This window comes from Pseudomonas putida, assembly GCF_001941965.1.
Taxonomy (GTDB): Bacteria; Pseudomonadota; Gammaproteobacteria; order Pseudomonadales; family Pseudomonadaceae; genus Aquipseudomonas; species Aquipseudomonas putida_L.
Map to the genome: position 1 here is coordinate 34059 of NZ_MKZO01000017.1, position 26547 is coordinate 60605.

A 26547-nucleotide genomic window follows, 5' to 3' on the forward strand; every position below is an offset into this window, starting at 1 on the left:
TGTATCTAAAACAATCCCTCTCGGCATTCACCTGCAGGTGTCGGCCGCCGTCATCCCCCTTCGCACCACGGCGTGAAGACCTGTTATCGTAGCCCGCATGCAATCCATTCGCCCGGTCCTGCCATGACAATCCTCTATTCCACCGCTGAACTCGGCGCCAGGGAACGCTTCGACTACTGGCAGGATGTCGTCGGCGCAAACTTCGTCCCCACGGCCAACCGGCAACTGAGCGACGACTGGTTCGACGGTTCGCTCAGCACGGTCGCAAAAGGCAGCGTGTCATTCTCGCGGATTCGCTCACTCCCCATCGAGTACACCCGCGAACGGCGGGACGCCGAGATCGACCAGTTCTTCATTTCCCTGAGCTTCTGCACCGAAGCCCACGTGCAGCAAGGCAACCTGCTGTCCCGACAGGGCCCTGGCGACATCGTGCTGTACGACGGCGCCCGCCCCTTCACTGCGTCCTTTCCCAAGGGCGACGATCAAATCGTGTTGAGCGTGCCACGGGCGCTGGTGCTGCGCCACCTGCCGCAGGTGGAGCGCTACCTCAACCGGACGCTCGAAAGCCAGACGCCCCTCGGCAGTCTGGCCCGCACCCTGCTGATGGAAACCTGCACCAGCCCGGCAATGCCGGCCCCGATCAGCGAGCGTCTCAACGGCGCCTTGCTCGACGTGTTGTCGGGTGCCTATGAAGCGGCCTTCGGCAGCAAAGGCCCAGCGACCGAACTGCGCCGCGAACAGCAGGTGGAGCGGGTCAAGCGCTACCTGCTGGCGAACCTCGCACGGACCGATCTGACGGTCGACAGCATCGCCGCAGCGACCCACCTGTCCGCGAGAACCCTGAGCCGGATCTTCTCCGCCGAAGACTCGACGGTCATGCGCTGGCTCTGGCAACAGCGCCTCGCCGCCTGCCATGAGGGGCTGGCCAGCGGACGGTTCCAACAGGTCAGCGTGGCGGCGTTGACGTTCGGTTTCAGCAACCTCTCGCACTTCAGCAAGGCCTTCAGACAGGCCTACGGCATCGCGCCGCAACAGTTGCTGCGTAACGCCTGATCCTCGACTGGCGTACGCGGCACATCACCTGGCGAGACCAGCAAAGCAGCCTCCTCCTTCACGGCGCAGCATGAACTGCCCGTGCCCGCGCCTGTACCTCCCATAAAAACCAGCACTCGCCGGGGCGGGGTCGTATTCCTTTCGTAGCTGCCATAACACCAACAATCGAGGTCCGACCATGAACCGAGGCTACGTCTACGTATTGCTTTGCTATCTCCTTATCGGCATCAGCTACCCCATTGCCAAGGACGCCATGACCCAGATTCCGATCTGGCTGTTCACCTGCATCACCTTCGCCATCGCCTTCACGCTGCTCATGCCCTTCGTTCATTTTGGCGACAAGCTCGCCCTGCACCGCCTCGGCCTGCGCGCCTGGCTGGCGATCTGCACGCAGGCGCTGCTGGGTGCGGTGCTCTACACGGTGTTCCTGCTCTACGGCTTCGCCTCGGCCACGGCGATTGTCGCGTCGGTGTTCAGCAGCCTGGCGCCGGCCGCCGTGCTCACCCTCGCCTCGCTGGTGCTCAAGGAAAGGCTGAGCGCCCGAAAAGTCCTGGCGATCCTCCTGGCCATCGCCGGGGTGCTGGTGCTGACCCTGCCCGCCTCCGACGACAGTGGCCATACCACCCTGGCCGGCGTGGTGTTCCTGCTGCTGTCGACGCTGTCCACCGCCGGCGCGGTCGTCGCCGCGAAGAAGATCGATGTCGATCTTCCGCCCGCGACGCTGGCGGCCGGCGTCTGCCTGGCCGGCACCCTGTTCACCCTGCCGATGGCCGTGGACCAAGGGCTGAGCTTCGACTGGCCTCAACTGGGCCTGAGCAACGGCCTGGTGATGCTCTATTACGGCGCCCTGGTCTGGGCGGTGCCTTACCTGCTTTATTTCAAAGGCGTGCCGCGCATCCCCGCAAGTGCGACAGGGATGGCGATTGCAGTCATCCCGATCGCCGCCAGCTTCTTTTCGATCCTGTTCTACGGCGAGCGAATGCACCTCAGCGATGCACTCGCCCTGATTCTCGTGACCCTGTCGATCATTGCCGCCGAAGCCCGCGAGACGCGCAAGGCGGTGCAGGCAAGCCCCGCCTGACGAACCGTTAACCCCCAAACCGATGGTGACTTGATGAGCACTGCCCACGACAAAACCCTGCGCCTGCTGTTTCCCCAATGGCAGGGCGGCAACAACCCACCCTACTTCTTCGGCGCACACCTGCTCGCCTGGCTGGCGCCTGCCGCCCAGGGGCCGGTCGAGGAAGTACCGGTGATCGAACCCGACGGCCAGCCGCTGCCCCTTGAAGACGGCATCGTTGGGCGCGCGGCGTTGCTCCGGCAACTGCGCGGCGCCCGCCAACTGATCGACAAACACCAACCTGACCGCCTCGTCGTGCTGGGCGGCGACTGCCTCGTGGACCTGGCACCCCTCGCCTACCTGAACGAGCGCTATGACGGGGACCTGGCGGTGCTGTGGGTCGATGCTCACCCGGACGTCATGACCCCGGACGATTTCCGCCATGCTCACGCCATGGTGCTGGGCAACCTGCTGGGCGAAGGCGACCGCGACTTTGCCGACACCGTGCCGGTGCCGCTGAAACCGTCGAACGTCATGTACGCCGGGTTGCAGCAAACCCTGGCGGTGGAAACCGCGACCTTGCAGCGCCTTGGCCTGCGCAGCGCAGGGCCTGCCGAACTGGCCACCACCAGCGAGCCAGTCCTGCAATGGCTGCGCGAGACGGGCGCCAAGCGTCTGGCCATCCACCTCGACCTCGATGTACTGGACCCAACCCTGTTCCGTTCGTTGCTGTTCGCCGAGCCCAACATCGCCCCCGACACCTACGACGGTGTGGCCCAAGGGAAGATGAGCCTGGACCAGGTCATTCGCCTGCTGACCGATGTCGCCGGGGTCGTCGATGTGGTGGGCATCGGCATTGCCGAGCACCTGCCGTGGGATGCCCTGGCGATGAAGAACATGCTGGCGAAACTGCCGCTGCTCGGTAACCCGCAGGGCTGATCCCCTACCTCACCCTTCCCTTCGAGCGCTCTCGGGTTGATCCGCGAGCGCTTTGCTGTTTTCACCTGCCTGGATCTGAACCATGAAAGCACTCGTAGCGACCCGCTTCGGCACACACCCCGAAATGGCGATCGAAGATCGCCCCATGCCCACGCTCAAACCCGGCCACAGCCTTGTAAATATCCACGCCGCGACCGTCAACCCGCTCTCCCATCAGGTACGCTCGGGCATCGTTGCGGCCGCGCGAGCACCGCGGGTGTTGAGCAATGATGGCGCGGGCACCGTCGAAGCCAGCACGACCTTCGCACGCGGTACGCGAGTCGCCGTGTACGGCGGCGCCCAACTGGGCATCAGCGAAGACGGCCTGCAACAACAATGGGTGGTCGTGGAAGACAAGCGCTTGATCGAACTGCCGCAGCAGCTCGACCTCGACGAGGGCGCGGCGCTGCCCATCAATTACGTCACCGCGTATCAGGCACTGACGCGCGTCGGCCAGGTGGTCGCGGGCCAGCGGGTATTGGTCTCGGGCGCCTCGGGAGCGCTGGGCCACGCACTGATCCAGACCGCCCTGGCATTGGGCGCGGTGCCCATCGGTGTCGTTTCCAGTAGCCGGAAAGTGGAATTCGCCCGGCGCTCCGGGGCGGTCGAGGTCATTGACCTCGCCACGCAGCCGCTGAAGGAAAGGGTGTTGGCAATTACCGACGGCAAGGGCGCGGACCTGGCCTTCGATCCGGTGGGTGGCGAACTGTTGGGGCATCTGGTTGGCGCATTGCGCACCCGCGGGGCACTGGTGTCGATCGGCTTCGTGGGCGGTACCTCGGCCCGCATTGACGTCACGGATGTGGTGATCGAGGAAAAACGCATCCTCGGCTATGACGCCTGGCTGGAAACGGACGCCGATGTGGCGGCGGCCTTTGCGGCGATTCGCGGCTTCATCGGCAAAGGGCTGCTGCGACCGGTCATCGACAGCAGCTACTCGATCGAAGAACACGCGAGTGCCTATGCACGCCTCGCCTCTCGTGAAGCGACGGGCAGCATCCTGCTGCGGCCTTGAGGCGCCTCACGCCTCGACGACGGTGTGCGCGTTCACGGCCAGGGTCACCATGCTGGAGAAATCGATGAAGCGCTCACTGTCCTCGACGACCGCGACCCGCTGGGTAGTAAACACCGCATCCGCTTCGCAATGGTAGGTGTAGATCGACAGCGCGTCGTAGGTCGTGGCGCCGGCGTTGCAGACAATGCCGCCGACATCGGCGACGGCGCGGGTCGGGTACTGCACATAGCTGACCAGCCCGCGAGACTCGCGGGTCATGACCTCGCGGTGGGCTTCGTACAAGGCGTCGAAGGTTTCACGGCTGAGGCCCGGCTTGCGGCGGAACATGAAGGCGACGGTAAACATGGCTGCACTCTCCAAAAGGTAGATCGGAATGCAAGACGCCCCCGGCTGGCGGGGGCGCCTTGCAGCGGTCAGAAGGCGTGAACGAATCGAACCCTGGCGCCTCGGGTTTCGAAAGCGTTATCCACCTTGATGTCCTGGATGTACTCGACCTGCACCTGGTCCTGCCGGGTCACCTGCTTGGCGAGCCCGAAGGCCAGGGTCTGGACCTTCGACTTGTCGTTCTGGCTGACCTCGCCCAACTCCGTCTCGCCGCCGCTGGCCCAGGTGTACTTGGCCGAGGCCCAGAGCGTCGGGGTAAGGTTGTAGGCGTAGATGGCCTGGGCGCTCCAGACCTTGTCTTTCTTCTGGGTCTGGCCGAAGTAGTCGTCGTTGCGGCCGAAGAAATCGACCGCGGCAATCAGGTCGAGGGTGGTGTTCTCGCCAAAGCCCTTGGTCATGCCGAACTCGGCGGTGTAGCTCCAGCGGTTGCTGCCCAGGCTGGTGCCGGGACGTTCGTCGTTGTAGTTGCCGGTGGGCACCGTGACGTAGGGCGTGAAGGCGATCCAGGTCTTGTTGGCCGGGTCGTTCACGAACCAGAACGAGCTGAGCAGGATCATGTCGCCCATGCTGCTGCGCCGGTCATCCACGGCGCCGGGCAGGTTCACGTTCAACTGGCCCATGGGCAGGATGATCTGCGGGTCGATGATCATGCCGCCGACTTCCATGAAGTGGACGTAGCGGGCCACCAGCAGGTCGGACGAGAAGTCCGCGCCGATGTCCTTGCCATTGGCAACATAGGTGTTGGCCTGCTTGTGGGTGTAGTAACCGACGGCGAGGTCCACGCCCGCCGGGGCGGCGATGTAGTCCCGGGCCATGGCGTCGCCAGCGGCCTGGGCGTGAATGGACAGGGACAGCGACAGCGCGAGCGTGGAGATCTGGAGGAACGTCTTGGTCATAGGGCACTTTTATTGTTTTTGAGGTAAGCCGTCGCCCTGGCGGGCACCGCAGTGCCAACCTTCCGGGCAAATGAATGAACGATCTGAGGTAGTGCGCCGGGCGTCAGGTCTCGGCCTGGCCGGAAGCGAAGGTGACACGCGCCGAGGCGCTGCGTTTGCGCCGGTGGTCGTACAGCCAGGCGCCGGCGAAGAACACCACGACGACCAGCGGCAGGAAGGACGCCGTGTGGAAGATCGATCCCGCCGCATCGACCATGACCTGGTTATGCGCCGCCGTCCCCTCCTTGAGCGCTTCGAACGCCGCGCTGCCGCCCGCACTGGCGATCTTGGCCTGGTCGAACAGCTTGCCGAACGCCGGCATCAGCACGTAGGTGGAGAGCATTCCGGCGGAAGCGGTGATGCCGATCGCCAGCGACCCGCCCTGCGGAAAGCGCTCCGAGGTGCTCGCCAGCATGGTCGGCCACAGCACACTGGTGCCCATCCCGAACAGCAAGGCGGCGAACAAGCCCGACCCCGGGCTCGTCGCCTGGCTGAGCAGCGCAAGCCCAACGAAGGAGAACAGGCAGCCGAAGAACAGAATGCCGCTGGAACCGATGTGGCGGTACATCACCCCCGTGAACAGCCGCACGACGATCTGCACCGTATAGATGAACGCCACCAGCCAGAAGCCCTGGATGCCCACGATGCGGGTCAGGGTAAGGTCGATCCAGCTACTGGGCACCAGCTCCGTGGCCGACGTGAGGAACATCGCGCACAGGAACAGATAGAACGCCGGCCGGGTCAGGGTGTGGCGGAACATGCCGGAGAACGACACGCCCTGGGCTACCCGCTCGCTGGGCGGATACTTGACCTGGGCGATCATCACCAGCGCCAGCGTCGCCGGAATCGCGACCAGCACCAGTTGAGGCTTCCAGCCCAGCGCAAGCTTTTCCACCATCACACAGGCCGGCGCTGCGACCAGCATGCCCAGCGCGAACGCAGCATGGAACAGGTTGAGCCTGTGCACCTTTCGCGTCGGATAGATCGATACCACCAGCGGATTGAGCGCTGCCTCGATGGAGCCCCAGGCCAGGCCCTGGAGTAGCGAACCGCCCCACAGCAACTGATAGGCCCAGGGGGACTCGGGAGACGCCGACGTCACCGTGAACGTACCCACCAGGTACACCAGGATGCTCAGCACGTGGGTGCGGCGCAGGCCGATGGCGTCCACCAGCGGGGCCATGAAGAAGTTGGCGATGGCAAAGCCTAGGAACAGCACCCCCAGCACTTCGCCGATCATGGCGCCGGAAGTCAGCGGGTTGGTGGCATCGAAAAAGTCATGCTTGATCGAGCTAGCGGCATTGAGCCGCAGCAGCACCTCGAAGCCCATGCAGAACTGGGTGATGAAGGCGGCAATGAAAATCCGCGTGACGGGGATGCCTTGCAGGTAGGCGGGCAGGCCCGCAGGTGTTTTTTGCATGATGCTGTGCTCCTTCACCGACGCGATGCGGTGAATGCAGGTTGTTGTTTTTATCTGTCTGGATCGAAGCGGTTGGCAAGGCGTGCTGGTCGGTGATGAAATTCCTCGATTAGTGTCTGTCGTGCCGGAACGGACGCTGTGGGAGCGGCTTCAGCCACCATTACAGCGGTGAATTCACCAACTGATCGTGGTCAAGCCCGCGCCCGCAAAGCCCGCCGATCAACGCACCTGCTGGGCCTCGCGGATGAACGCCGCCGCGCGCTCGGCGATCATCACCGTCGGCGCCGTGGTGTTGCCGCGCACGATCACCGGCATCACGGAGGCGTCGGCGATCCGCAAACCGTCGATGCCCCGCACCCGCAACTGCGGATCGACCACCGCCTCGGGCCCTGTGCCCATCGCGCAGGTGCCGACCGGGTGAAACGCGTTCTGCGCATGGCCGCGCACGTAGGCTTCCAGCGACGCGTCGTCATCCCCCACTGCCCTGCCCGGCATCAGCTCGCCGTCGACGAAGCGCGCCAGCGACGGTGCCCGCAGAAAACGCCGGGCGACCCGCACGCCATTCATCAGGTTGCGCACATCGCGCGGATCGCTGAGGAAGTTGGCATTGATCAGCGGCGCGTCTTCGGGGTCCCGGCTGCGCAGGCGAATCTGCCCTCGGGAGTGGCTGGTCAGGCAGCACGGCGCAACGGAGTAACCGTGGGACGGTTCGCCGTCCGCCAGCTTGCCCCAGGCGGTGGAGGCCATCGCCAGGGTGTGAATCTGGACTTCGGGACGACCATCGCCGTCCAGGTCCATGAAGCCGCCTGCCTCCACCAGGCAGGAGCTGAGAATGCCGCTACGGAAAAGACTCCACTCCAGGCCGTGACGCAGGGCATTCAGGCCTTTGTCCTGGCCCAACAGGCTGATCGGGGCCTTGAGCTTGCCGTCTACCGGTGCAACCAGGTGGTCCTGGAAGTTCTCGCCCACGCCGGGCAAGTCCACTTGCGGCTCGATGCCATGCTCGCGCAGATGCGCCGCCGGCCCGATGCCGGACAGCATCAGCAACTTGGGCGTGACCAGGGTGCCGGCGCACAGGATCACCTCCCGGCGCGCGCGGATGACCTGCTCCTTGCCCCCGCGACGGACGACGATACCGGTTGCCCGCGCGCCCTCGATCACCACGCGCGACACCCGTGCGCTGGTCTGGACGGTCAGGTTGGAGCGGTGTTGCGCCGCCTTCAGGTAGGTGCGGGCCGAACTGCCCCGCTCGCCGCGCTGGCTGGTGATCTGGTAGTAGCCGAAGCCATGCTGCCGTTCGCCGTTGAAGTCGTCGTTGTAGCCGAACAGATTGCCGTCATCGTCACGAGTCTCCTGGGCGGCCTTCACGAAGGCTTCGCTGAGTGCATCGCGATGAGGGTTGTCGGACACCACCAGCGGACCGTCGTTGCCATGCAGCGGCCCCGCGAAACGTCGATTGCCCTCGGCCTTGCGAAAGTACGGCAACACCTCGTCGAACGACCAGCCGTCGCAGCCGGCAGCTGCCCAGCCATCGTAGTCCTCGCGCTGGCCACGGACATAGAGCATGGCGTTGATCGAATGCCCGCCACCGAGGGTTTTGGCCTGCATGATCTGGATCGGCCGCCCCGCCACATGGGCGCACGGCTCGGCGTGGTAAGTGCGGGTGCGCTCGCTGCCCATCATCCTGAAGTAGCCGCCATTCATGCGGATGAACAGGTTCTGGTCGTCAGGCCCTTCTTCGACGAGCAGCACGTTGTTGCGGGAATCTTCACTGAGGCGCGCAGCCATTACACAGCCACCTGCGCCGCCACCAACGACTATGTAGTCGTAAGCCTGGGTACTCATGTCATCACCGTATCGCTGTTGTATTTGTTGGAAGCGGTCGATGACATGCTAGGTTTTCGCGCCCCGCCCTGACTTGGACGGTGGCGCCAGTGTTTGGCCTGCTCGCGCCAGTGTCGCGCCTACTGGCGCAGCAATTGGTTGGGCGTGACCCCGTAGGCTTTCTTGAAGGTGCGGCTGAAGTGGGACAAGTCGTTGAAGCCACAGTCCAGCGCGGCCTCGCTGACTTGCCGGACGCTTTTCCCGGTCAATGCCTTGTAGCTGGCTTCGAGCCGTTGCTGCCAGAGCCAGCGGTTGGCGCTGAGCCCTTCGGCGGCGAACAGCCGATTGAGCGTGCGCAAGGAGACGTTGTGCTTGCTGGCCACCTCGCCCAGCGACAACTCCGGATCGCCCAGGTGCGTGTGCATGTAGCGCTTGATCTGCTCCAGCGGACTCCGGCGTGGGCTGCCGGCGCTCAGGCCCGCCGCGTTCTCGAAGGCGAAGCACATGACGTCGAGCATGCCACTGGGCAGGCGTGCATCATCGGCGCCGCCCCTCTCCAGGCTCCAGGCCAGCGACTCGCGCATCATGCTGCCGAGCATCGCGCCGAACGGCGAGCTGGCCTTCAGCGACAGGGCCAGCGCCTGCTCGTCACAGGCAATACGGCTGAGCACGCTGGCCCGTGGAATCTTCACCGCGATCGTTCTGGAACCGCCCGGATAGGCGATGGAAGACGGCGCCGTCGCGGTGTAGAGCGCCACGTCGCCAGGCAGCATCACCGCTTGCCGGCCGTGCTGCTGCAACAGGCCGGTGCCGCAGACTTGCAACACCAGCTGAAAGTGCTCCTCGTGGTGCAATTTCAATTGGGAAAGCTCACGGCGGTATTCCATCGGCGGGGAAACCACGTCGATCAGGTCCAGCCCGCCCAGGTGACACCCCTTCATTTCACCGTGGAAATCACTGCCAGGCTGCTGCCGGCAATCGACTGCCAGGAAGGTCTCACAGATGGCTTCGGTCCAGTAGGCAAGGCGCTGGAGCTGGTCAATCGAGGACGTGTTGAAGGCATTGAACATGGTCTGCGGCCTCGCGATCGGTGATTTGTCGTTATTTTATTAACAAGTTAACTACCGCCCTTTTTGCCGTCAACGCGCCTGCCGCTTCCATTCGTCGATTGGCGCGCCCGATCCAATCGCTGGCGCGCCGAACCAAGCGTGACAACAGCGGCCTTCGTAGCCTGTGAGCAAGCACAAAAACAACAAGGCGTTTTCGATATGCACATTGCCAATGGTCCTGCCGGCCAGAACAGTTTCGACTACATCGTGGTGGGAGGTGGTGCGGCGGGTTGCGTGGTCGCTGCCCGGCTCAGCGAAGACCCCGCCAACCGTGTACTGCTGCTCGAAGCCGGCCCTCACGCACGTCATCCATTGATCAAGATGGCGGGGGGCTACTTCAAGATCCACGGTACCGCACGCACCTACCTCTTCAAGAGCGAGCCGACGCCCGGTGCCAATGGCCGGCAAATGCCGCTGCTGCAAGGCAAGACCCTCGGCGGCGGCACCGCCATCAACGCCATGTGCTACAGCCGTGGACAGAAAGAGGACTACGACGGCTGGGCAGCGGCCGGCTGCACCGGCTGGAGCTATGACGAGGTGCTGCCGTTCTTCAAACGCGCGGAGCACAACAGCCGCCTTGCCGGCAAATACCACGGCACCGAAGGGCCCCTGCGAGTATCGGACGGTGTCCACCGCCATCCGCTCAGTGATGCCTTCGTCGTGGCCGCACAGCAAGCGGCCGGCGCACCGGGTCTGCCCGCCGCGTTCAACCACGACTTCAACGGCGACAAACAGGCGGGCGTGGGCTTCTACCAGACCATGAGCTATCGCGGCGAGCGCAGCAGCAGCTACATCGCCTACATCGAGAAGGCGCAGAAACGCCCCAACCTGACGGTCTGGACCGACGCGGCCGTGCTCAAGGTGCTGCTCGACGGCACCCGCGCCACCGGTGTTCGCGTTCGCCAGGACGGCCAGGCACGGGAGGTGAGTGCCGCGCGGGAAGTCATTCTCTCGGCAGGCGCCTTCATGTCGCCCAAGTTGCTCATGCTCTCCGGCATCGGCCCCGCCGCGCACCTGCGCGAGCACGGCATCGAGCCGGTCGTGGACCTGCCCGGCGTCGGCGAAAATTACCAGGACCATGTGCTGGTCCCGGTGGATGCCGATCTCAAGCAACCCATCAGCTTGATGGGGCAGGATCGTGGCTGGCGCGCGGTCTCCAATGGCCTGCAATGGATGCTGTTTCGCAGCGGCGTGCTGACCTCGAACATCGTCGAGTGCGGCGCCTTTTTCGACACCGACGGCGATGGCCGCTCGGAGATCCAGCTCAACGCACTGGCGGCGTCCTCCTGCGGCTGGGGCGATCCGATTCCCCAGGTCCACCGTTTCTCCCTCGCACCACTTTGTAACACCTGCCATTCACGCGGGCAGGTGCGCCTGCGCAGTGCCGATCCCGACGACATGCCACGCGTACTCGGTAACTACCTGGGGGCCCAGGAGGACGTGGACAACCTGGTCAAAGGCATCCGCCTCGCCCGCAAGATCATGGCGGCGCCGGCACTGGCGACGCTGCTCAAGGGCGAGTCGCTGCCAGGTCCGAGCGTCGGTGACAGCGATGCCGAACTGGAAGCCTATGTGCGTGCCCGCACCGGTACGGCGCTGCACCCCGTCGGCACCTGCGCGATGGGCGACGGCGCCGAGGCCGTGGTGGACACCCAGTTGCGGGTCCACGGCATCCAGGGCCTGCGGGTCGCGGACGCCTCGATCATGCCGACCATCGTGCGCGGCAACACCGCGGCGCCGACGATCATGATCGCCGAGCGCGCCGCCGAGTTCATTCGTCAGCAAACCGCCGTCGTGCCACAGCAAGCGTCGGCCTAGAGGTCCAGCATGAGCCAGATATTCCAGCCACTGACCCTGCGCGGGGTCACCTTGAAAAACCGCATCGTCATGGCGCCGATGCTGATGTACGCGGGCCAGGAGGACGGCAAGGTCAACGACCTGCACCTGGCCCACTACGCTGCCCGGGCGCTGGGCGGGGTCGGCCTGATTACCTCGGAAGTGGTGGCGGTATTGCCACAAGGTCGCATCAGCCATACCGACCTGGGGCTCTGGGAGGATGTGCAGATCGCCGGCCTCGCACGGCTGGCGCAGATGATCCGGACCTGCGGCGCGCACAGCACGCTGCAACTGGCCCACGCCGGGCGCAAATCGATGGTGCAAGGCACGATCGTCGCGCCTTCAGCGCTGCCCCACAGTGAACAACAACGCACCCCCGAAGCGCTGACGCTCGCCCAGATCGAAACGATCGTGCAGGCATTCGCCCGCGCCGCCGAGCGGGCCATCGACACCGGTTTCGACTGCCTGGAAATCCATGCCGCCCACGGCTACCTGCTCCACGAATTCCTCTCGCCGTTAAGCAACCACCGGACAGACCGCTACGGCGGCTCCGAGGAGAATCGCAGCCGCCTGCTGCTGGAAATCGTCGAGGTCGTCAGGCAGGTCTGGCCGCAGGACCGGCCCCTGATCGTGCGCCTGTCGGCCGAAGACAAGGCTGGCCCTGGCGGCAACCATGTGGAAGTCACCGAGCGTCTGGCGGTGAAGCTCAAGGCATTGGGCGTCGACCTGCTGGGCATCTCCGCCGGCGGCCTGTCGCCCACCTTCGAGGGCGAAATCGTACCGGGCTACCAGGTGCCCTACGCCGCCCGCATCCGCGAGCAGGTCTGCATTGCGGTCGGCTGCAACGGCTCGATCACCTCCAGCGAGCTGGCCGAGTCCATCCTGTTTTCCGGCGCCGCCGATCTGATCTATATCGGTCGCGAGCTGCTGCGCAACCCGTTCTGGCTGCTGGACGTGGCCCGCCGTGCCGGTGTCGAGCCAGCGCTGGCGATCCCCACCTACGCCCGCGCGACGGGGCCTTATGTCCGTGGCCACTGATAACCGGAGCACCCCGATGTTCAACGACTTGCAACAACAAGCCGCTCGGCACGAAATCCTGCAACGCCTACACGAATACTGCTGGGGCTATGACAGCAACGACATGGCCCTGCTGGGCAGTGTCTTCACCGAACAGGCCAGCAGCGGCGGCATCGTCGCCGACACCAACCTGTCGTGGGGCACTTGGCACGGCAAAGCGGCCATCGTCGAGGCCCTCTCGGCAATTCGCGACTCGCAGCCCGACCGACGCCGCCATGTCATCGACACCTGCGTCTTCGAGCAACTCGACGCTAGCCAAGCCAGCGCACGGGTCTACGTCAACATCTTCTCCTACGCCAACGGCAGGCCGCCGCACCTGGTCACCGTCGGCGAATACAGCTTGAGCGCTCGCCACGGCAACGACGGCTGGCGCCTCGATCGCCTCGACGAAGTGCTGGACAGCGCGTTCTGAGCCCCTCTTCCGACCCAAGGAACTCACCCCATGAACACCTCAAACGACGGATTCGACTGGAGCCAGGCGCAAGCCGTTCTCGACACCCTGCACCGCTATGGGTGGGGCTATGACAGCTTCGACATGGAACTGATGGGCGCAGCCTTCGCCGAAGACGCGACCACAGGTGGCGTTGTCAGCAACTCCACCAGCGGCTGGGGCCCCTGGACGGGCCGCGCGGCCATCGTCGCCGGGCTGTCGGCGATCCATGCAAGCCAGCCCGACCGGCGCCGCCATGTGATCACCACCCCGATGTTCCTCAGCCTCACCCCTGAGCAGGCGGAGCTCAAGGCGTTGCTGACCTGCTATTCCATCCTGCCGGGCGCGCAACCGGTACTGGCGACCACCGGCGAGTACCACGCCCGACTCTCGCGCACGAACGGCAACTGGGCCATCGACCGACTCGATGCCGTCCTCGACGGCGAATTCTGAGAGACCACCATGACTGCATTACTTGAACGCTACCGCCTGGGCGACCTGGAGTTGCCCAACCGCCTCATCATGTCGCCCCTGACCCGTGCCCGCGCCACTGCCGAGGGCGTGCCGACCGCGCTGATGGCCGAGTACTACGGGCAGCGGGCGTCCGCCGGCCTGCTGGTGTCCGAGGCTACCAACGTCAGCCCGCTATCCTGCCCGTTCGAGCGCGCTCCCGGCCTGTACACCGCCGGGCAGGTCGAGGGTTGGAAACAAGTGACCCAGCGCGTCCACGACGCCGGCGGACGAATCTTCGCCCAGCTCTGGCATGGCGGACGCATTGGTGCCATGGGCACCCTGAACTGGGCCGAACCGCTGTCGCCGTCAGGCTTCAACGACGACGTCGACCACCTCCACGTCTGGGCACTGCTGCACAACTACAACTACGTGCGCATCAGCGCAACGCCGTCACGGGCCATGACCCTGGACGAAGTCCGGGGCACCATCGCCGAGTACCGCGAAGCGGCACGCAATGCGATCGCTGCCGGTTTCGACGGGGTCGAGATTCATGCTGCCAACGGCTACCTGCCGCATCAGTTCCTGTCGGCGCGGGTCAATCACCGCACCGACGAATACGGCGGCTCCATCGCCAACCGGGCGCGCTTTCTCGAAGAGATCATCGACGCCGTTGCCGAAGAGATGCCGCTCAATCGGGTGGGCGTACGCCTCTCGCCCTTCACCACCTACAACAACGCCAACGACGACTTCGCCGCCGACACCTATGCCTGGGTCGGACGGATGTTGCAGGACAAGGGGGTAGGTTACATCCATATCGCCGACGTCAACGGCTGGTTCGGCGCCCCCGATCTGGAGCGGATACTGGAGATTTTCGAGGGCAACTTTGAAGGCGCCCTGATCGCCAACGGCGGGCTCGATATTCCACGAGCGCAGACACTGGTCCGCGAAGGACGCGTGCCGCTAGTGGGCTTCGGGCGATACTTCATGGCCAACCCTGACCTGGCCGAGCGCATCCGCGACAACGCCCCGCTCAACGCGCTGGCAGAGCGTGGTCAGTACGCAGGAGGTGAAGAGGGTTACACTGATTATCCACGGTATCGCTGACGGGGTGATCCCACGCTGTTTGACCACAGGTTGCGGGGACGCTGCCCTCTCAATTGCATTGAAAGAGTCGCTCCCCGTTATCGGAGCCCCGCGCAGGGCAAATATCAAAGAATTGCTCAGCCCAGAAAGTCGTTATGGCTAGCGTGGCGGCGAAAGCCTGGTGATTCAGTTCCACCAGGCGCAGCCGCCCTAGCTGCTGCTTACATGCATTGCCTGTATTCGAAGTCGTGCTTTAAGCGCTACAGAGCCCTCGCCCCGCCTATGCTTGATCAGCATAAAGCCAAGAACGAAGTGAAGATTGTTCCTTACTATTCATTCAACATATCCGGGGGAAAGCTCATGCCTGCCATCCACGAAATCGCCACGTTGACCTCGAAGGGGCAAGTCACACTGCCCAAATCCGTTCGCCAGCTGCTGGGCATTGACACCGGTGGCAAGATTGCATTCGAAGTACGCGGGGGTGAAATCGTAGTCAGCCGCGTAGAAACCACCCACGAGGACCCTGCCATCGGTGCATTCCTGGGTTTGCTGGAGGCTGATTTCCGAAGCGGCCGCAACCTCACCACCCTACCGGAAGGCTTGGCGCAAACCATGCTCGCCAACGCAAACCACCCTGTAAACCTGGACGAAGATATCGACGGCGAGGTCGCGATCTGATGGTGCGATATGGCTAGACACCTTTCTTCCATGAAGGTGTGACTCTACAGCTACACAAACTGCAAGAAACCGCCGCCCGAGCCGAGCAGAACGACTCGCAAAGTTTTTAGAGCAACGCCAACGTCAAGCTATTTCGGGCATTGAGTCATCTGATCATAGAGGCTGTGCCTGCCGACCCGGGCCGTGATGAGTTGCACCAAGGCAACACCCTGGGCACCACCTACCGACACTGGCGGCGGGCAAAAATCGGCAGGAGCTTTCGGCTGTTCTTTCGCTACGACTCAAAATCCAAGGTCATCGTCTATGCATGGGTCAACGACGAAAATACCTTACGATCCGCAGGCATCAAATCCGATCCCTACGCCGTATTCGAGAAGATGCTGGGCCGCAGCAACCCTCTTGATGACTGGGATGCGCTGACGGCTGCGACGCGTAGCGACTGGGACAAGCCCAAAGCATAAGCTGCGCGACTGGGTGAGGGATTGCACGTTTGAAACCGCCCCCTCGTTGCGTCCACTGAAGTCCACTCGTAGCTGCTGTTAAAAGGGGTACATCTGGGGGTACAAAACCAATTCCCCATTCATAACCTTTTGATTTATATGAATACCCAAATGTTCTTTGGTGATCCCGATAGCCTGTGAAGATTGAGGTCTCTTAATGACTGCCCTGCCCTCTTTGCGGACTACCGCCATGACGTACAATCCCCCGACCACTCCCCCCGAGGTCCAGGATGTCCCACCACTCCCTCTCCCCCAACACCCTGCCCGACTACAGCCGAGCCCTCCTCTACACCCTCGCGCTCTCCTTCCCCGGCAAGGGCAAAACCTCGCTGCTCAAACTCCTGCGAACCATGGGCGTCTGTGACGAAAGCGACAAGCTGCTTGACGTCACTACATTGCCCGTCTTGCTGGAATCGCTACAGGCGCAGGGCTGGGTCGAGACGGAGCAGCGCAGGGAGGGACAATACTTCGTCGTCCCTGCACAGCGCCGAAGCAGCGTGCTGCTCAGTCTGCTGCACGCCCCAGACGGCATGCTGCGCCTGCAACAGATCAACGACAGCCTGCCTGCACTCAACCAGTGGCAAGCCCCCAGCAAGCCTAGGGCGCTGCAGGAGCTCTGGCTGAACGTGCTGGGCAGCACCGGCGAGCGAGTGGAGTATTTCCTGCGCGACACGGGCAGATTGTTCAGCACGAATGACTGGGCGCCCCAGCACCCCATGCAACTGCTGCAATCCGACCCGGACGGCCTGAAAGTGTTTGGCCAACTGAGCCCGGACGTCCGCGAAGTCCTGCTGGAAGATCATCTGTGCCTGAGCAACTGCCTGCCTGGCCCGATGAGCACGAGTTACGACCTGGCGTTGGGCCAGATGGGGCACCGCCCGTCCCGGGCACTGGGCCAGCAGTTGCTGGAACAAGCCCTGTGGCGGGGTGACTGGGAAACGCTGGAGCTGTGTGGCGAATTTGCCCCACTGACTGTCGGGCTTCTGCATTTGATGCTGCACGGTGAGATCGACGAGGCCCTGGTGGTCTTGCGCAGCTGGCTCACCGAACAGCGCAGGCAAACCAAAAAGCGCAAGATCGACCTGCCGCCACTACTAAACGCCCTGCACTGCCTGGCGCTTATCGCTGAAAACGACAGCCAGCACCACGCGGCGCTGAAGCAGGCGCTGGTGCTCGGCGGCAAGGAAAACTACGGCGGAGCTTATTACGTCCTCAATAAACTGTACGAGCGACTGCAAGGCAATGCACCGGACCTGTCTGACCTGAGAGCCAGGGAACCGGTTGGTCTTGATGGCCTGCTCCATGCTCTCGCCGTGTACTGGCTGGATGCTCCGTTCGCACGGGAGCAGGCGTGGTGCACGATGCTGCAGGACTACCGGACCCAACTCCATCAATGGGGTTACGCCTGGCTGGCCGCCGAGTTCGATGCCTTGATCAGTGCGCAATTCGGCGTGCCAAGGCACCTTCCTGATCTGCATCAGGAGACAGGGCTGAAACCACTGTTCGAACTGCGCCAGCGCCGGGAAGCCTGGCAGCACGCACTCGATGCACTGAGCCAGCTCAAGACCGTCAGCGCGCCGGCCAGCCCGGCAGCCAAAAAGAGCACTCGCCTGGCCTGGCTTTTGAACCCGGACCACTGGTCCACCCAACTTGAGCCGCGCGAGCAGAAACTGGGGGCCAAGGGGCAATGGAGCAAAGGCCGTCCGGTCGCGCTCAGACGCCTGATGGATGAGGTCGATAGCCTGGACTTTCTCTGTGAACAGGACCGGCAAGCGATCAGCATGATCCAGGAAAGCCAGTCCTACTATTCCCACGCCGAGTACCAATTGCCTTTTGGCGTTGCCCTGCAGAAGCTGGTCGGCCATCCAGCGCTGTTCTGGCACGACGCCACGGACGTGCGCCTGGAGCTTGAGACCGGCCACGCCAGCCTGCACCTCGAAGCCGGAGACGGGCAGATTTACCTGCGCCTGGAACCGCAGGGCATCAGCCCTGACGACACCTACTACCTGGACCGGCAGACGCCGACCCGCCTGCAGGTATTTTCGGTCAACGCCGACCTGCGTCAGATCGCCAGGATCATCGGCAAAGGCCTGAGCGTACCGCAGTCAGGCAAGGCGCAACTGCTTGAGGCCATCAGCGCTATCGCCCCGCTGGTGCCTGTCCATTCGGACCTGCCCGAACTGGCGGCACAAGTCGACCACGAACAGGCCGATACCCGCCTGTACGCCCACTTGCTGCCACTTGCCGAAGGCTTACGCCTGCAATTGCTGGTGCGTCCCCTGGCCGAAAGCAGCTGGTTCCGCCCGGGCCACGGCGCCCAGAACGTACTCGGCGAACGCGATGGCAAGCCGTTGCAGGTATCCCGTGACCTGGCCGGCGAGCGCCAGGCCCTGCAACAGGTGCTGATGGCCTGCCCCGGCTTGGCCGCCGCCAACAGCGATGGCCAGGAATGGCAACTCGATCAGCCTCAGGACGCCTTGCAGGTACTCGGCGAATTGCAGGCGCTGGACGGCAAGCAGTTGCACTGCGTATGGCCGGAAGGCGAACGCATGCGCCTGAAAGGCCGGCTGAAACTGAATGAACTCAAGCTGGGCGTGCGCAAACAGGGTGAATGGTTCGTCCTGCAGGGCGAGGTAGCGTTCGATGACGGCAAGGTGCTGCAACTGCGCCAACTTCTGGAACTGATCAAGGCCAGCCCCGGACGCTTCCTCAAGCTCGACGACCGTGACTGGCTGGCACTGGATGACACCTTGCGCAAGCGCCTGGATGAGCTGGCGCACCTGGCTGACAAGGTCACGGACCAGGGCCTGCGCCTCAGCCCGTTGACCGCACCGATACTGGCCGGCCTGGCAGCAGAAGTCGGCGAATTCACGGCCGATAAAAACTGGCAGACACTCCTGAAAAAGCTGCAATCGCTGCGCGATTACCAGCCGCAACTGCCGCGTACCCTGCAAGCCGATCTGCGCGCCTATCAGCATGAGGGCTTCATCTGGTTGTCGCGCCTGGCGCAATGGGGTGTCGGTGCCTGCCTGGCCGACGACATGGGGCTGGGCAAGACGGTGCAGATCCTGGCCCTGCTGCTGCAGCGCGCCGCCGAGGGTCCGCAACTGGTCGTGGCGCCGACGTCGGTCACCCTTAACTGGCAAGCGGAAAGCCGGCGCTTCGCTCCTCAGTTGAAGCTGCGCCTGTACCATCAGGAGCGCAACCTCGATGACCTCGGCCCCGGCGACCTGGTCATCACCAGCTACGGCCTCCTGCAGCAGGACAGCGCCGCCTTCGCCGCGCGCCACTGGCACAGCGTCGTGCTGGACGAAGCCCAGGCCATCAAGAATGCCCAGACCAAACGGGCCCAGGCAGTCATGGCGCTGCAGGCGGATTTCCGTGTAGTCGCCACCGGCACGCCATTGGAAAACCACCTGGGCGAGTTGTGGAGCCTGTTCCACTTTATCAACCCGAGCCTGCTCGGCAGCCAGGAAAGCTTCACCAAGCGCTTCACCAACCCTATCGAGCAGGGCGATGCGGCAGCCCGGCGGACATTGAAGGCCTTGATTCAGCCCTTCATCCTGCGCCGCCTGAAAAGCCAGGTGCTCGACGAGTTGCCTGCCCGCACCGAGATTACCTACAAGGTCCCGCTGTCCGAGGAAGAGGCTCATCTCTACGAAGCCCTGCGCCAGGAAGCGGTGAGCAACGTTTCCGACTCGGCGCCAGGCGCCGCCAGGTCGTTCCGGATACTCACGGAAATCACCCGCCTGCGCCGTTTCTGCTGCCACCCAAGCCTGGTCATGCCGGAATCGACCCTGCCGGGGAGCAAGCTCCAGGCCTTCACCGCCCTTGTCGAAGAGCTGCTGGAGAATGGACACAGGGCCCTGGTGTTCAGCCAGTACGTCGACCACCTGAGCATCGTACGCACCTTGCTCAATGAAAAGCGCATCGCCTACCAGTACCTTGATGGCAGCGTCCCCGCCAAGGAGCGGGAGCACCGGGTGAATGCCTTCCAGGCGGGCATCGGCGAGATCTTCCTGATCAGCCTGAAGGCCGGCGGCAGCGGCCTGAACCTGACCGCCGCCGACTATGTGATCCACCTGGACCCGTGGTGGAACCCGGCGGTGGAAGACCAGGCCAGTGACCGGGCCTACCGCATCGGTCAGCAGCGCCCGGTGACCATCTACCGGCTGGTCGCCGAAAACAGCATCGAAGAGCAGATCGTCGGCTTGCACGCGCGCAAGCGGGACCTGGCCGACAGCCTGCTGGAAGGCGGTGAAGTAAGCGCCAAGCTGGATGCCGACGCACTACTGGCCCTGCTGGGTGGCGGAGCGCCCTGACAGCCACGCGGTTGCGGGTCTCCGGGCCCGCATGATAGCTTCACGAGATTTTCCAGCCCAATCACCAGCTCCAAGTCACAAGCCGTTGGTACTCAAAGCTTTTTGTCAGCGTTGTGGCCTGGATGCGCCGTGCGCCCGTTCCTACCCCGCCCCACCTGATAAGAAGCAATTACGCCCAGGAAGGCTTTTGAAGTGCGACCCTCACCATGAAAACCGTCTATCTGCTGAACAACGTCCAGAACGGTGGGAAAACCTACCTGGAATACCTGGTGCCCGCCCTGAACGCTCTCCGACACCGATACGAGTGCAGGGTCCTCAATACGAAGATCACCGGCGTGAGCCGGGCCGAAGCGGAACAGGCGCTGGGCTACCCGGTCGAGGACGTCGAGGTGGACTTCATCGTCGGCCTGCGCTCGCACGTCATCATCTCCAACGATGCCTTCATCGGCCGGGCGATCGACGAGTCCAACTTTGCGGTGTTCATCGCCCACGGCAACGTCGGCATGCCAGTCCGGGACAGGCACTACACCTCCAGCCTGGTGTCGCTGTTCGATGCGATCGTCGCACCCTCCCGCTCGTACTTCGCCCTGCTGAAAAACGGCATGCAGCTGTACCGGCAGGAGCGCCATGAGTCCCTGCCCTTCCCGTTCGCGACCTTACGCTCGGACCTGCGCCGCACCAGTGCGATCTCCACCCTGCCGGTGAAGATCCCGGCGATCCTGGACACCCCACCCGACTTCCCGCGCAGCCCCGACCGCTACGTCGTCGGCATCCTCCCGACGCAGAAAGGCATCTGCCCGGACGGCGCGTCGCTGTTCGAGAACATGGTGGAGGTCATCAATGCGGTGAAGACCCAGGTGCCCCACGCGAGCATTCTCCTGCGCCCGTACATGACCGACTTCGAACATCCCTTCATCCAGGAGATGTGCGAACAGCTCGCGCGCTACCCGTGGATCACGATCGACGAAACCAAGGGCCGCAGCGACGACTTCTACCGGCGCTGCGACACGATCATCACCGACGCCTCGAGCGGCGGTGTTTCGTTCATGCTCAATACCTGCCGCCTGCCGGTCTATTACGTGCCGGCCGACAGCGCCAGCCATCCGGTGGTCAACGCCTGGTTGCAGCAGATGGAAAACCACCTGCCCATCGCCCGCAACGGCGAGGAACTCATGGAGCTGCTGCACGGCTTCTCGCTGCTGACCCCGGATCAGCATTACGCCATCTACCGCAAGTTCCATGAGTCCGAATTCGGCGGCTTCCAGCACCCCGAGGAGGTCTTCCAGGAACTCGTGGAAATGCAGCACGACTCCAGGTTCCGCTATTTTGAAATGGCAGCCGACGGCGCAGTCGTCGAGGGCCCGACGACACCTGCAGCGAGTCACTCATGAGCCTTGCATGGACAGCGCCGGCATGAACATTGAAAACACCGGACACGTAGTGTGGATCACCGGGTTGTCGGGTGCGGGAAAATCCACCCTGGCCCGGGAATTCGCCGACGGGCTCAGGCGCCAGGGTCGCCCGGTCATCCTGCTGGACGGGGATGAGCTGCGCGAGGTGTTCGGCACCACCAGCGACCAGCCGCTCAACTACGGCCGGGACGGTCGCTTGAGCCTGGCCATGCGCTACGCGCACCTGTGCCACGTCATCGCGGCCCAGGGGCATACCGTGGTGATCGCCACCATCTCGCTGTTTCACGAAGTCCATGCCTGGAACCGCGCGAACCTGCCGGGCTACTTCGAAATCTACCTGAAGGTGCCGCTGGAAGAACTGCGTCGCCGGGACCCGAAACACCTCTATAAACGCTTCGACGCGGGTGAGTTGCACAACGTCGCAGGGCTCGACCTGCCGATAGATGAACCGGACGCCCCCGACTGGGTGGTGGAATTCGAACCCGAGCGCTCGGCAAGGACGTTGGCTGACGACTTGCTGCACCGTTTTAATCAAAGGAAACCCGCATGAAAACCGAATGGGACTACACCATCCTGGCTGACGCTTACCTGAAGCGTCCCGACTACGCCGATGCGGCAATCGACGCGATGCTGTCCATCGCCGGCGCCGAGCAAGGCGACCGTTTCTGCGACGTCGGCGCGGGCGTGGCGCACCTGACCCTGATGCTGGCCGCGCGCGGCCTGGACGTCATGGCCGTGGAACCCAACGACGCCATGCGCGGCAATGGCATCAAGCGCACCGCCGACCTGGGCAACGTCGCCTGGCACGAAGGCACCGGCGAGGCCACCGGGCAGGCCGCCGAAGCCTTCGACATGGTCACCTTCGGCAGTTCCTTCAACGTCTGCGACCGCCAGCAGGCGCTCAAGGAAACCGCACGCATCCTCAAGCCCCGCGGCTGGTTCGCCTGCATGTGGAACCATCGCCATCTCGATGATCCGATCCAGGCGCGGATCGAAGCCATCATCAAGGAACGTGTCGAGGGCTATGGCTACGGCACCCGCCGCGAAGACCAGACCGCCGTCATCGACGCCAGCGGCCTGTTCGGCCCGGTGGTTCATCTCGATGCCCGCGTCACCCACGAGCAGACCCTCGCGGAATGCCTGGAAGCCTGGCGCTCCCACGCCACGCTCGAGCGTCAGGCCGGGGCGAAGTTCGCCGAGGTGATCAGCGCCATCGACGAGTACCTGCAAAGCCTCGGCACGCCGTCGATCAAGGTGCCGTACTCGACCAATATCTGGGTGGCCCAACTGAGATAACGCCGATGGCGCTGCATTTCTCCACCAAGGCGGGAACCCTGGCCAGCCTGCAGGGCCGTCTCGGCTCGGCGTGCATCGCGCCCCTGCTGTCGTTCACCGTGGGCGACTGGCAGGCAGGGCGGCAAGCGTGCTTGCGCGATACCCGTGGGCGACTCGGCGACGCTCCCTGGATCGTGCGCTCCAGTTGCCTGCGTGAAGACGGTACGCACACCTCGGGGGCCGGGGCCTTCCTGTCGCTCGCCGATGTCGACGAGGCGGGCCTGGAGTCCGCAATCGAACAGGTGATTGCCAGCTACGGCGATGCACAGCCGGCGGACGAGGTGCTGATCCAGCCGATGCTGCAGAATGTGCTGCGCGCCGGCGTGGCCTTTTCCCACGACCCGAATACCTGTGCGCCGTACCGGGTAGTCAACTGGTCCGAAGGCGGCGACACCGCCTCCGTCACCGGCGGCATGGGCGGGCGTCTCTGGCAGCAGGCAGCGCTCAGCGAGGTGCCGCCTCCGCCACACCTCGCGCCCATCGTCGGGCTGCTGGAAGAGTTGCTGGCGCTGTTCGGCGCCATGCCGGTCGATTGCGAGTTCGCCGTCACCCGCGAAGCCGAGGGTGAAACCCTGTGGTTACTGCAGGCACGACCGCTGATCCTGCCAGCGGCGGCAGAGCCCGAAGCGGACCAGGCCGCCCGGCTGGACACCATCCAGCGCAAGGTGGCCAGGGGCATGCAACCGCACCCTTTCCTGATGGGCCAGCGCACTGTCTATGGCGTGATGCCGGACTGGAACCCCGCCGAGATCATCGGCGTACGTCCCAAGCCCCTGGCCCTCTCGCTGTATCGTGAGCTGGTGACCGATTCGATCTGGGCCTACCAGCGTCACAACTACGGTTATCGCAACCTGCGCAGCTTCCCGTTGATGCCGCATTTCTTCGGGCTGCCCTATATCGATGTGCGCCTGTCGTTCAACTCGTTCATCCCGGCGGACCTCGACGAGGGCCTGGCCGGGCGACTGGTCGACCATTACATCGACCGGCTGCTGGCCGAACCGGCCCTCCACGACAAGGTGGAGTTCGAGGTGGTGTTCTCCTGCTACACCCTGGACCTGGCGAAACGCCTGGAGCGCCTGGCCGATGCCGGTTTCCAGGCGCACGAACTGGAAGCCATCAGCAGCAGCCTGCGCACCCTGACCAACCGCATCGTCCATCCAAAGGACGGGCTGTGGCGGGCCGATGCCGCCAAGCTGGAAACGCTCCAGGCACGCCGTGAAGAGCTGCTGGCGTCCAACGCCGATCCGCTGGAGCGCATCTACTGGCTCCTGGAAGATGCCAAGCGCTATGGCACCCTGCCCTTCGCCGGCCTGGCCCGGGCCGGCTTCGTCGCGGTGCAGATGCTCAAGTCGCTGGTCACGGTCGGGGTGTTCTCCCAGGCCGACTACGACTGTTTCATGGGCGGTGTCTCGACCGTCAGTGGCCAGTTGGCGCGGGATCGCGCCACCCTGGACAAGGCGACCTTCCTGGCCCGCTACGGCCACCTGCGTCCGGGCACCTATGACATCCTCTCGCCACGCTACGACGAGGCGCCGGAGCAGTATTTCGACTGGAGCCAGCGCCCTGCCGTGCCCGAGCCGGTCAAACCCTTCTCGCTGACCCTGCCGCAGATGCGCGAAATCGTCCGGCAACTGGAGGCACACGGGCTACAGCCCGACCCGGTCGGCCTGCTGGACTTCATGCAAAGCGGGATAGAACTGCGCGAGCTGGCCAAGTTCCACTTCACCCGCAACCTCTCCGACGCCCTGGCGCTGATTGCCGAAGTAGGCGCCCAGCACGGTATCAGCCGTGAAGACATGGCCTATTGCGACATCAATGCGCTGAAGGAAATGCACGTCGCGGCAACGGACCCCAAGGCGCTGCTGTTGCACAGCATCGAGCAGGGCAAGGACCGTTACCAACGGACCCTCAGGCTGTCGCTGCCCCCCGTGATTACCTGCCCGGAGGACATCTGGTCCTTCGAATGGCCGGAAACCGCGCCCAATTTCATCACCCAGAAGCAGGTGACCGCGCACGTGGTCGACAGTGATGACCGGGACAAGCTGGCCGGGGCGATCGTCTGCATCCCCAACGCCGATCCCGGATTCGACTGGTTGTTCGCCTACCCGATCGCCGGCCTGGTCACCGCCTGGGGCGGCGCCAACTCGCATATGGCGATCCGTGCGGGCGAACTGGGCCTGCCGGCAGTCATTGGTACCGGCGAAGTCCTTTATCGCCGCTGCTCGGCAGCACAACGCCTGCACCTGGACTGCGCCGGGCGCCTAGTGGAGGTCCTGGCGTGAAGGTGGTCGCGGTCAGCCAGCGCGTGGATGTGCTTGCCGAGCGCGGCGAAACCCGCGACGCACTCGACCAGCGCTTGGTGGACTTCCTCCTGACGGGCGGGCTCCTGCCGGTGCCGGTACCCAATACCCTGTCCGCAACAGCGGATGCCCTGCAGACCTGGCTCGACCGCCTGGCACCGCAGGCCATCGTGCTGTCGGGCGGCAATGACCTTGGCGAGCAGCCGGCGCGAGACATGACCGAAGCCCGGTTGCTCGAGCATGCCCGGGCCAACCATCTGCCGGTCCTCGGCATTTGCCGGGGCATGCAGATGCTCGGGCACTGGGCCGGCAGCCGCCTGAAACCGGTGAGCGGCCATGTCCGCACCCGGCATCGGCTGTCAGGCCGGATCGTCGCCGAAGTGAACAGCTATCATGGCCTTGCCTTGGCCGATTGCCCGGAGGATTTCGACGTGCTGGCCCGCAGTGAAGACGGCGAAATCGAAGCCATCGGCCACCGCAGCCTGCCCTGGGAAGGCTGGATGTGGCACCCCGAACGGGAACAGGTGTTCGCCGTCCATGACCTCGCCCGACTGCGAGCCCTGTTCGGCGAATGAAGATCCCCGGGCGTACCCTGCGCTCATTCGAATTTCACGAGGTGAAACAGCTGTGAAAGCCATTATCCTGGCTGCCGGACGAGGCAGCCGCATGAAAAGCCTCACCGACGAACGCCCCAAGTGCATGGTCGAGCTGCGTGGCCAGACATTGCTGGCGTGGCAGCTTGCAGCGCTGCGCGAGGCGGGGATCGACGAAATCGCCATCGTCACCGGCTACAAACGCGAATTGCTGGCGGACCAGGGCCTGCTGGAGTTCCACAACCCGCGCTGGGCACAGACCAACATGGTCTCGTCCCTGGCCTGCGCCGAATCCTGGCTGCAACACGAACCCTGCATCGTCAGCTACTCCGACATTTTCTACAGCCCGGCGGCGGTGCGCTCGCTGATGGACAGTAGCGACGCCCTGGCAATCACCTACGACCCGAACTGGCTGGCCCTGTGGACCGAGCGCTTCGGCGATCCCTTGCTCGATGCCGAGACCTTCCGCCTGACGCCTGCCGGCCACCTGGCCGAGATCGGCAACAAGCCGGTCTCGGTAGACGACGTCCAGGGCCAGTACATGGGCCTGCTGCGCTTCACTCCCGAAGGCTGGGCGGAAATCACCCGGCTACGTGCCGCCCTGCCCCCGGAACAACGGGACAAGGCGCACATGACCGGCACCCTGCAGCAAGTGCTGGATGCCGCACGGGTGCCGGTGCGGGCGTTCGCCTATACCGGCGAATGGGGCGAGGTGGACTCTGGCGAGGATTTGCACCTTTACCAATAGAG

22 protein-coding genes and 1 pseudogene are annotated in these 26547 nt (G+C 64.2%); 18 read left to right on the plus strand and 5 right to left on the minus strand.

The features are described from left to right. Positions 1 to 123: 123 nt before the first annotated feature. The 4 genes from PSEMO_RS11185 (at position 124) to PSEMO_RS11200 (ending at position 4106) form a co-directional block, all read left to right on the plus strand. Positions 124 to 1053 carry a helix-turn-helix domain-containing protein gene (locus PSEMO_RS11185; protein WP_075803136.1) on the plus strand — a complete coding sequence of 310 codons (930 nt, stop codon included), beginning with the start codon at positions 124 to 126 and terminating at the stop codon, positions 1051 to 1053. Positions 1054 to 1231: 178 nt separating this feature from the next. After that, positions 1232 to 2134, plus strand: a complete 903-nt coding sequence (locus PSEMO_RS11190) for a DMT family transporter (protein WP_075803137.1) — start codon at positions 1232 to 1234, stop codon at positions 2132 to 2134. A 33-nt stretch (positions 2135 to 2167) separates the two neighbouring features. Further along, a complete protein-coding gene (locus tag PSEMO_RS11195) occupies positions 2168 to 3052 on the plus strand; it encodes an arginase family protein (RefSeq protein WP_075803138.1) in 885 nt (294 codons plus the stop codon). 82 nt (positions 3053 to 3134) lie between these two features. Beyond that, complete coding sequence (locus PSEMO_RS11200) at positions 3135 to 4106, plus strand: quinone oxidoreductase family protein (protein ID WP_075803139.1); 972 nt, start codon at positions 3135 to 3137, stop codon at positions 4104 to 4106. 6 nt (positions 4107 to 4112) lie between these two features. Here PSEMO_RS11200 and PSEMO_RS11205 read toward each other — a convergent pair whose 3' ends face one another. The 5 genes from PSEMO_RS11205 to PSEMO_RS11225 form a co-directional block, all read right to left on the minus strand. After that, on the minus strand, positions 4113 to 4451 hold the full coding sequence (locus tag PSEMO_RS11205) for an EthD domain-containing protein (protein ID WP_075803140.1): 339 nt from the start codon (positions 4449 to 4451) through the stop codon (positions 4113 to 4115). A 68-nt stretch (positions 4452 to 4519) separates the two neighbouring features. Beyond that, positions 4520 to 5386 (minus strand): transporter, encoded by an 867-nt coding sequence (locus PSEMO_RS11210; protein ID WP_075803141.1) that lies wholly within the window; start codon positions 5384 to 5386, stop codon positions 4520 to 4522. Positions 5387 to 5489: 103 nt separating this feature from the next. After that, positions 5490 to 6845 (minus strand): MFS transporter, encoded by a 1356-nt coding sequence (locus PSEMO_RS11215; RefSeq protein WP_075803142.1) that lies wholly within the window; start codon positions 6843 to 6845, stop codon positions 5490 to 5492. A gap of 219 nt (positions 6846 to 7064) precedes the next feature. Next, on the minus strand, positions 7065 to 8690 hold the full coding sequence (locus tag PSEMO_RS11220; RefSeq protein WP_075803143.1) for a GMC family oxidoreductase: 1626 nt from the start codon (positions 8688 to 8690) through the stop codon (positions 7065 to 7067). A gap of 119 nt (positions 8691 to 8809) precedes the next feature. After that, on the minus strand, positions 8810 to 9739 hold the full coding sequence (locus tag PSEMO_RS11225) for a helix-turn-helix domain-containing protein (protein ID WP_075803144.1): 930 nt from the start codon (positions 9737 to 9739) through the stop codon (positions 8810 to 8812). 198 nt (positions 9740 to 9937) lie between these two features. Here PSEMO_RS11225 and PSEMO_RS11230 point away from each other — a divergent pair, with 198 nt between their 5' ends. From PSEMO_RS11230 to PSEMO_RS11295, 14 genes and pseudogenes are all read left to right on the plus strand, one after another. Then, complete coding sequence (locus PSEMO_RS11230) at positions 9938 to 11596, plus strand: GMC family oxidoreductase (protein WP_075803145.1); 1659 nt, start codon at positions 9938 to 9940, stop codon at positions 11594 to 11596. Between the two features lie 9 nt (positions 11597 to 11605). Further along, positions 11606 to 12652, plus strand: coding sequence for an NADH:flavin oxidoreductase/NADH oxidase (locus PSEMO_RS11235; protein ID WP_075803146.1), 1047 nt, complete (start codon positions 11606 to 11608; stop codon positions 12650 to 12652). A 16-nt stretch (positions 12653 to 12668) separates the two neighbouring features. Further along, positions 12669 to 13103: a nuclear transport factor 2 family protein gene (locus PSEMO_RS11240; protein WP_075803147.1), complete on the plus strand. Its 435-nt coding sequence runs from the start codon at positions 12669 to 12671 to the stop codon at positions 13101 to 13103. A gap of 30 nt (positions 13104 to 13133) precedes the next feature. Next, the gene (locus tag PSEMO_RS11245) at positions 13134 to 13574 is read left to right on the plus strand and encodes a nuclear transport factor 2 family protein (RefSeq protein WP_075803148.1); all 441 of its coding nucleotides are present in this window, start codon (positions 13134 to 13136) and stop codon (positions 13572 to 13574) included. Positions 13575 to 13583: 9 nt separating this feature from the next. Beyond that, a complete protein-coding gene (locus tag PSEMO_RS11250) occupies positions 13584 to 14678 on the plus strand; it encodes an alkene reductase (RefSeq protein ID WP_075803149.1) in 1095 nt (364 codons plus the stop codon). 339 nt (positions 14679 to 15017) lie between these two features. Continuing rightward, on the plus strand, positions 15018 to 15335 hold the full coding sequence (locus PSEMO_RS11255) for a type II toxin-antitoxin system PrlF family antitoxin (protein ID WP_075803150.1): 318 nt from the start codon (positions 15018 to 15020) through the stop codon (positions 15333 to 15335). Between the two features lie 38 nt (positions 15336 to 15373). Continuing rightward, a pseudogene (locus PSEMO_RS11260) lies at positions 15374 to 15796 on the plus strand (type II toxin-antitoxin system YhaV family toxin). 269 nt (positions 15797 to 16065) lie between these two features. After that, positions 16066 to 20157: a DEAD/DEAH box helicase gene (locus PSEMO_RS11265; RefSeq protein ID WP_075803151.1), complete on the plus strand. Its 4092-nt coding sequence runs from the start codon at positions 16066 to 16068 to the stop codon at positions 20155 to 20157. Positions 20158 to 20363: 206 nt separating this feature from the next. Next, complete coding sequence (locus PSEMO_RS11270; RefSeq protein WP_075803152.1) at positions 20364 to 21548, plus strand: hypothetical protein; 1185 nt, start codon at positions 20364 to 20366, stop codon at positions 21546 to 21548. A gap of 22 nt (positions 21549 to 21570) precedes the next feature. Next, positions 21571 to 22119 (plus strand): adenylyl-sulfate kinase, encoded by a 549-nt coding sequence (locus PSEMO_RS11275; protein ID WP_075803206.1) that lies wholly within the window; start codon positions 21571 to 21573, stop codon positions 22117 to 22119. Next, positions 22116 to 22865 (plus strand): class I SAM-dependent methyltransferase, encoded by a 750-nt coding sequence (locus PSEMO_RS11280; protein WP_075803153.1) that lies wholly within the window; start codon positions 22116 to 22118, stop codon positions 22863 to 22865. Before PSEMO_RS11275 ends, PSEMO_RS11280 begins: the two co-directional genes overlap by 4 nt. A gap of 5 nt (positions 22866 to 22870) precedes the next feature. After that, positions 22871 to 25186 carry a PEP-utilizing enzyme gene (locus tag PSEMO_RS11285; RefSeq protein ID WP_075803154.1) on the plus strand — a complete coding sequence of 772 codons (2316 nt, stop codon included), beginning with the start codon at positions 22871 to 22873 and terminating at the stop codon, positions 25184 to 25186. Next, positions 25183 to 25779, plus strand: a complete 597-nt coding sequence (locus tag PSEMO_RS11290) for a gamma-glutamyl-gamma-aminobutyrate hydrolase family protein (RefSeq protein ID WP_075803155.1) — start codon at positions 25183 to 25185, stop codon at positions 25777 to 25779. The genes PSEMO_RS11285 and PSEMO_RS11290 overlap by 4 nt, the downstream gene beginning before the upstream one ends. A 52-nt stretch (positions 25780 to 25831) precedes the next feature. Beyond that, positions 25832 to 26545, plus strand: coding sequence for a phosphocholine cytidylyltransferase family protein (locus PSEMO_RS11295; RefSeq protein WP_075803156.1), 714 nt, complete (start codon positions 25832 to 25834; stop codon positions 26543 to 26545). Positions 26546 to 26547 lie beyond the last annotated feature (2 nt).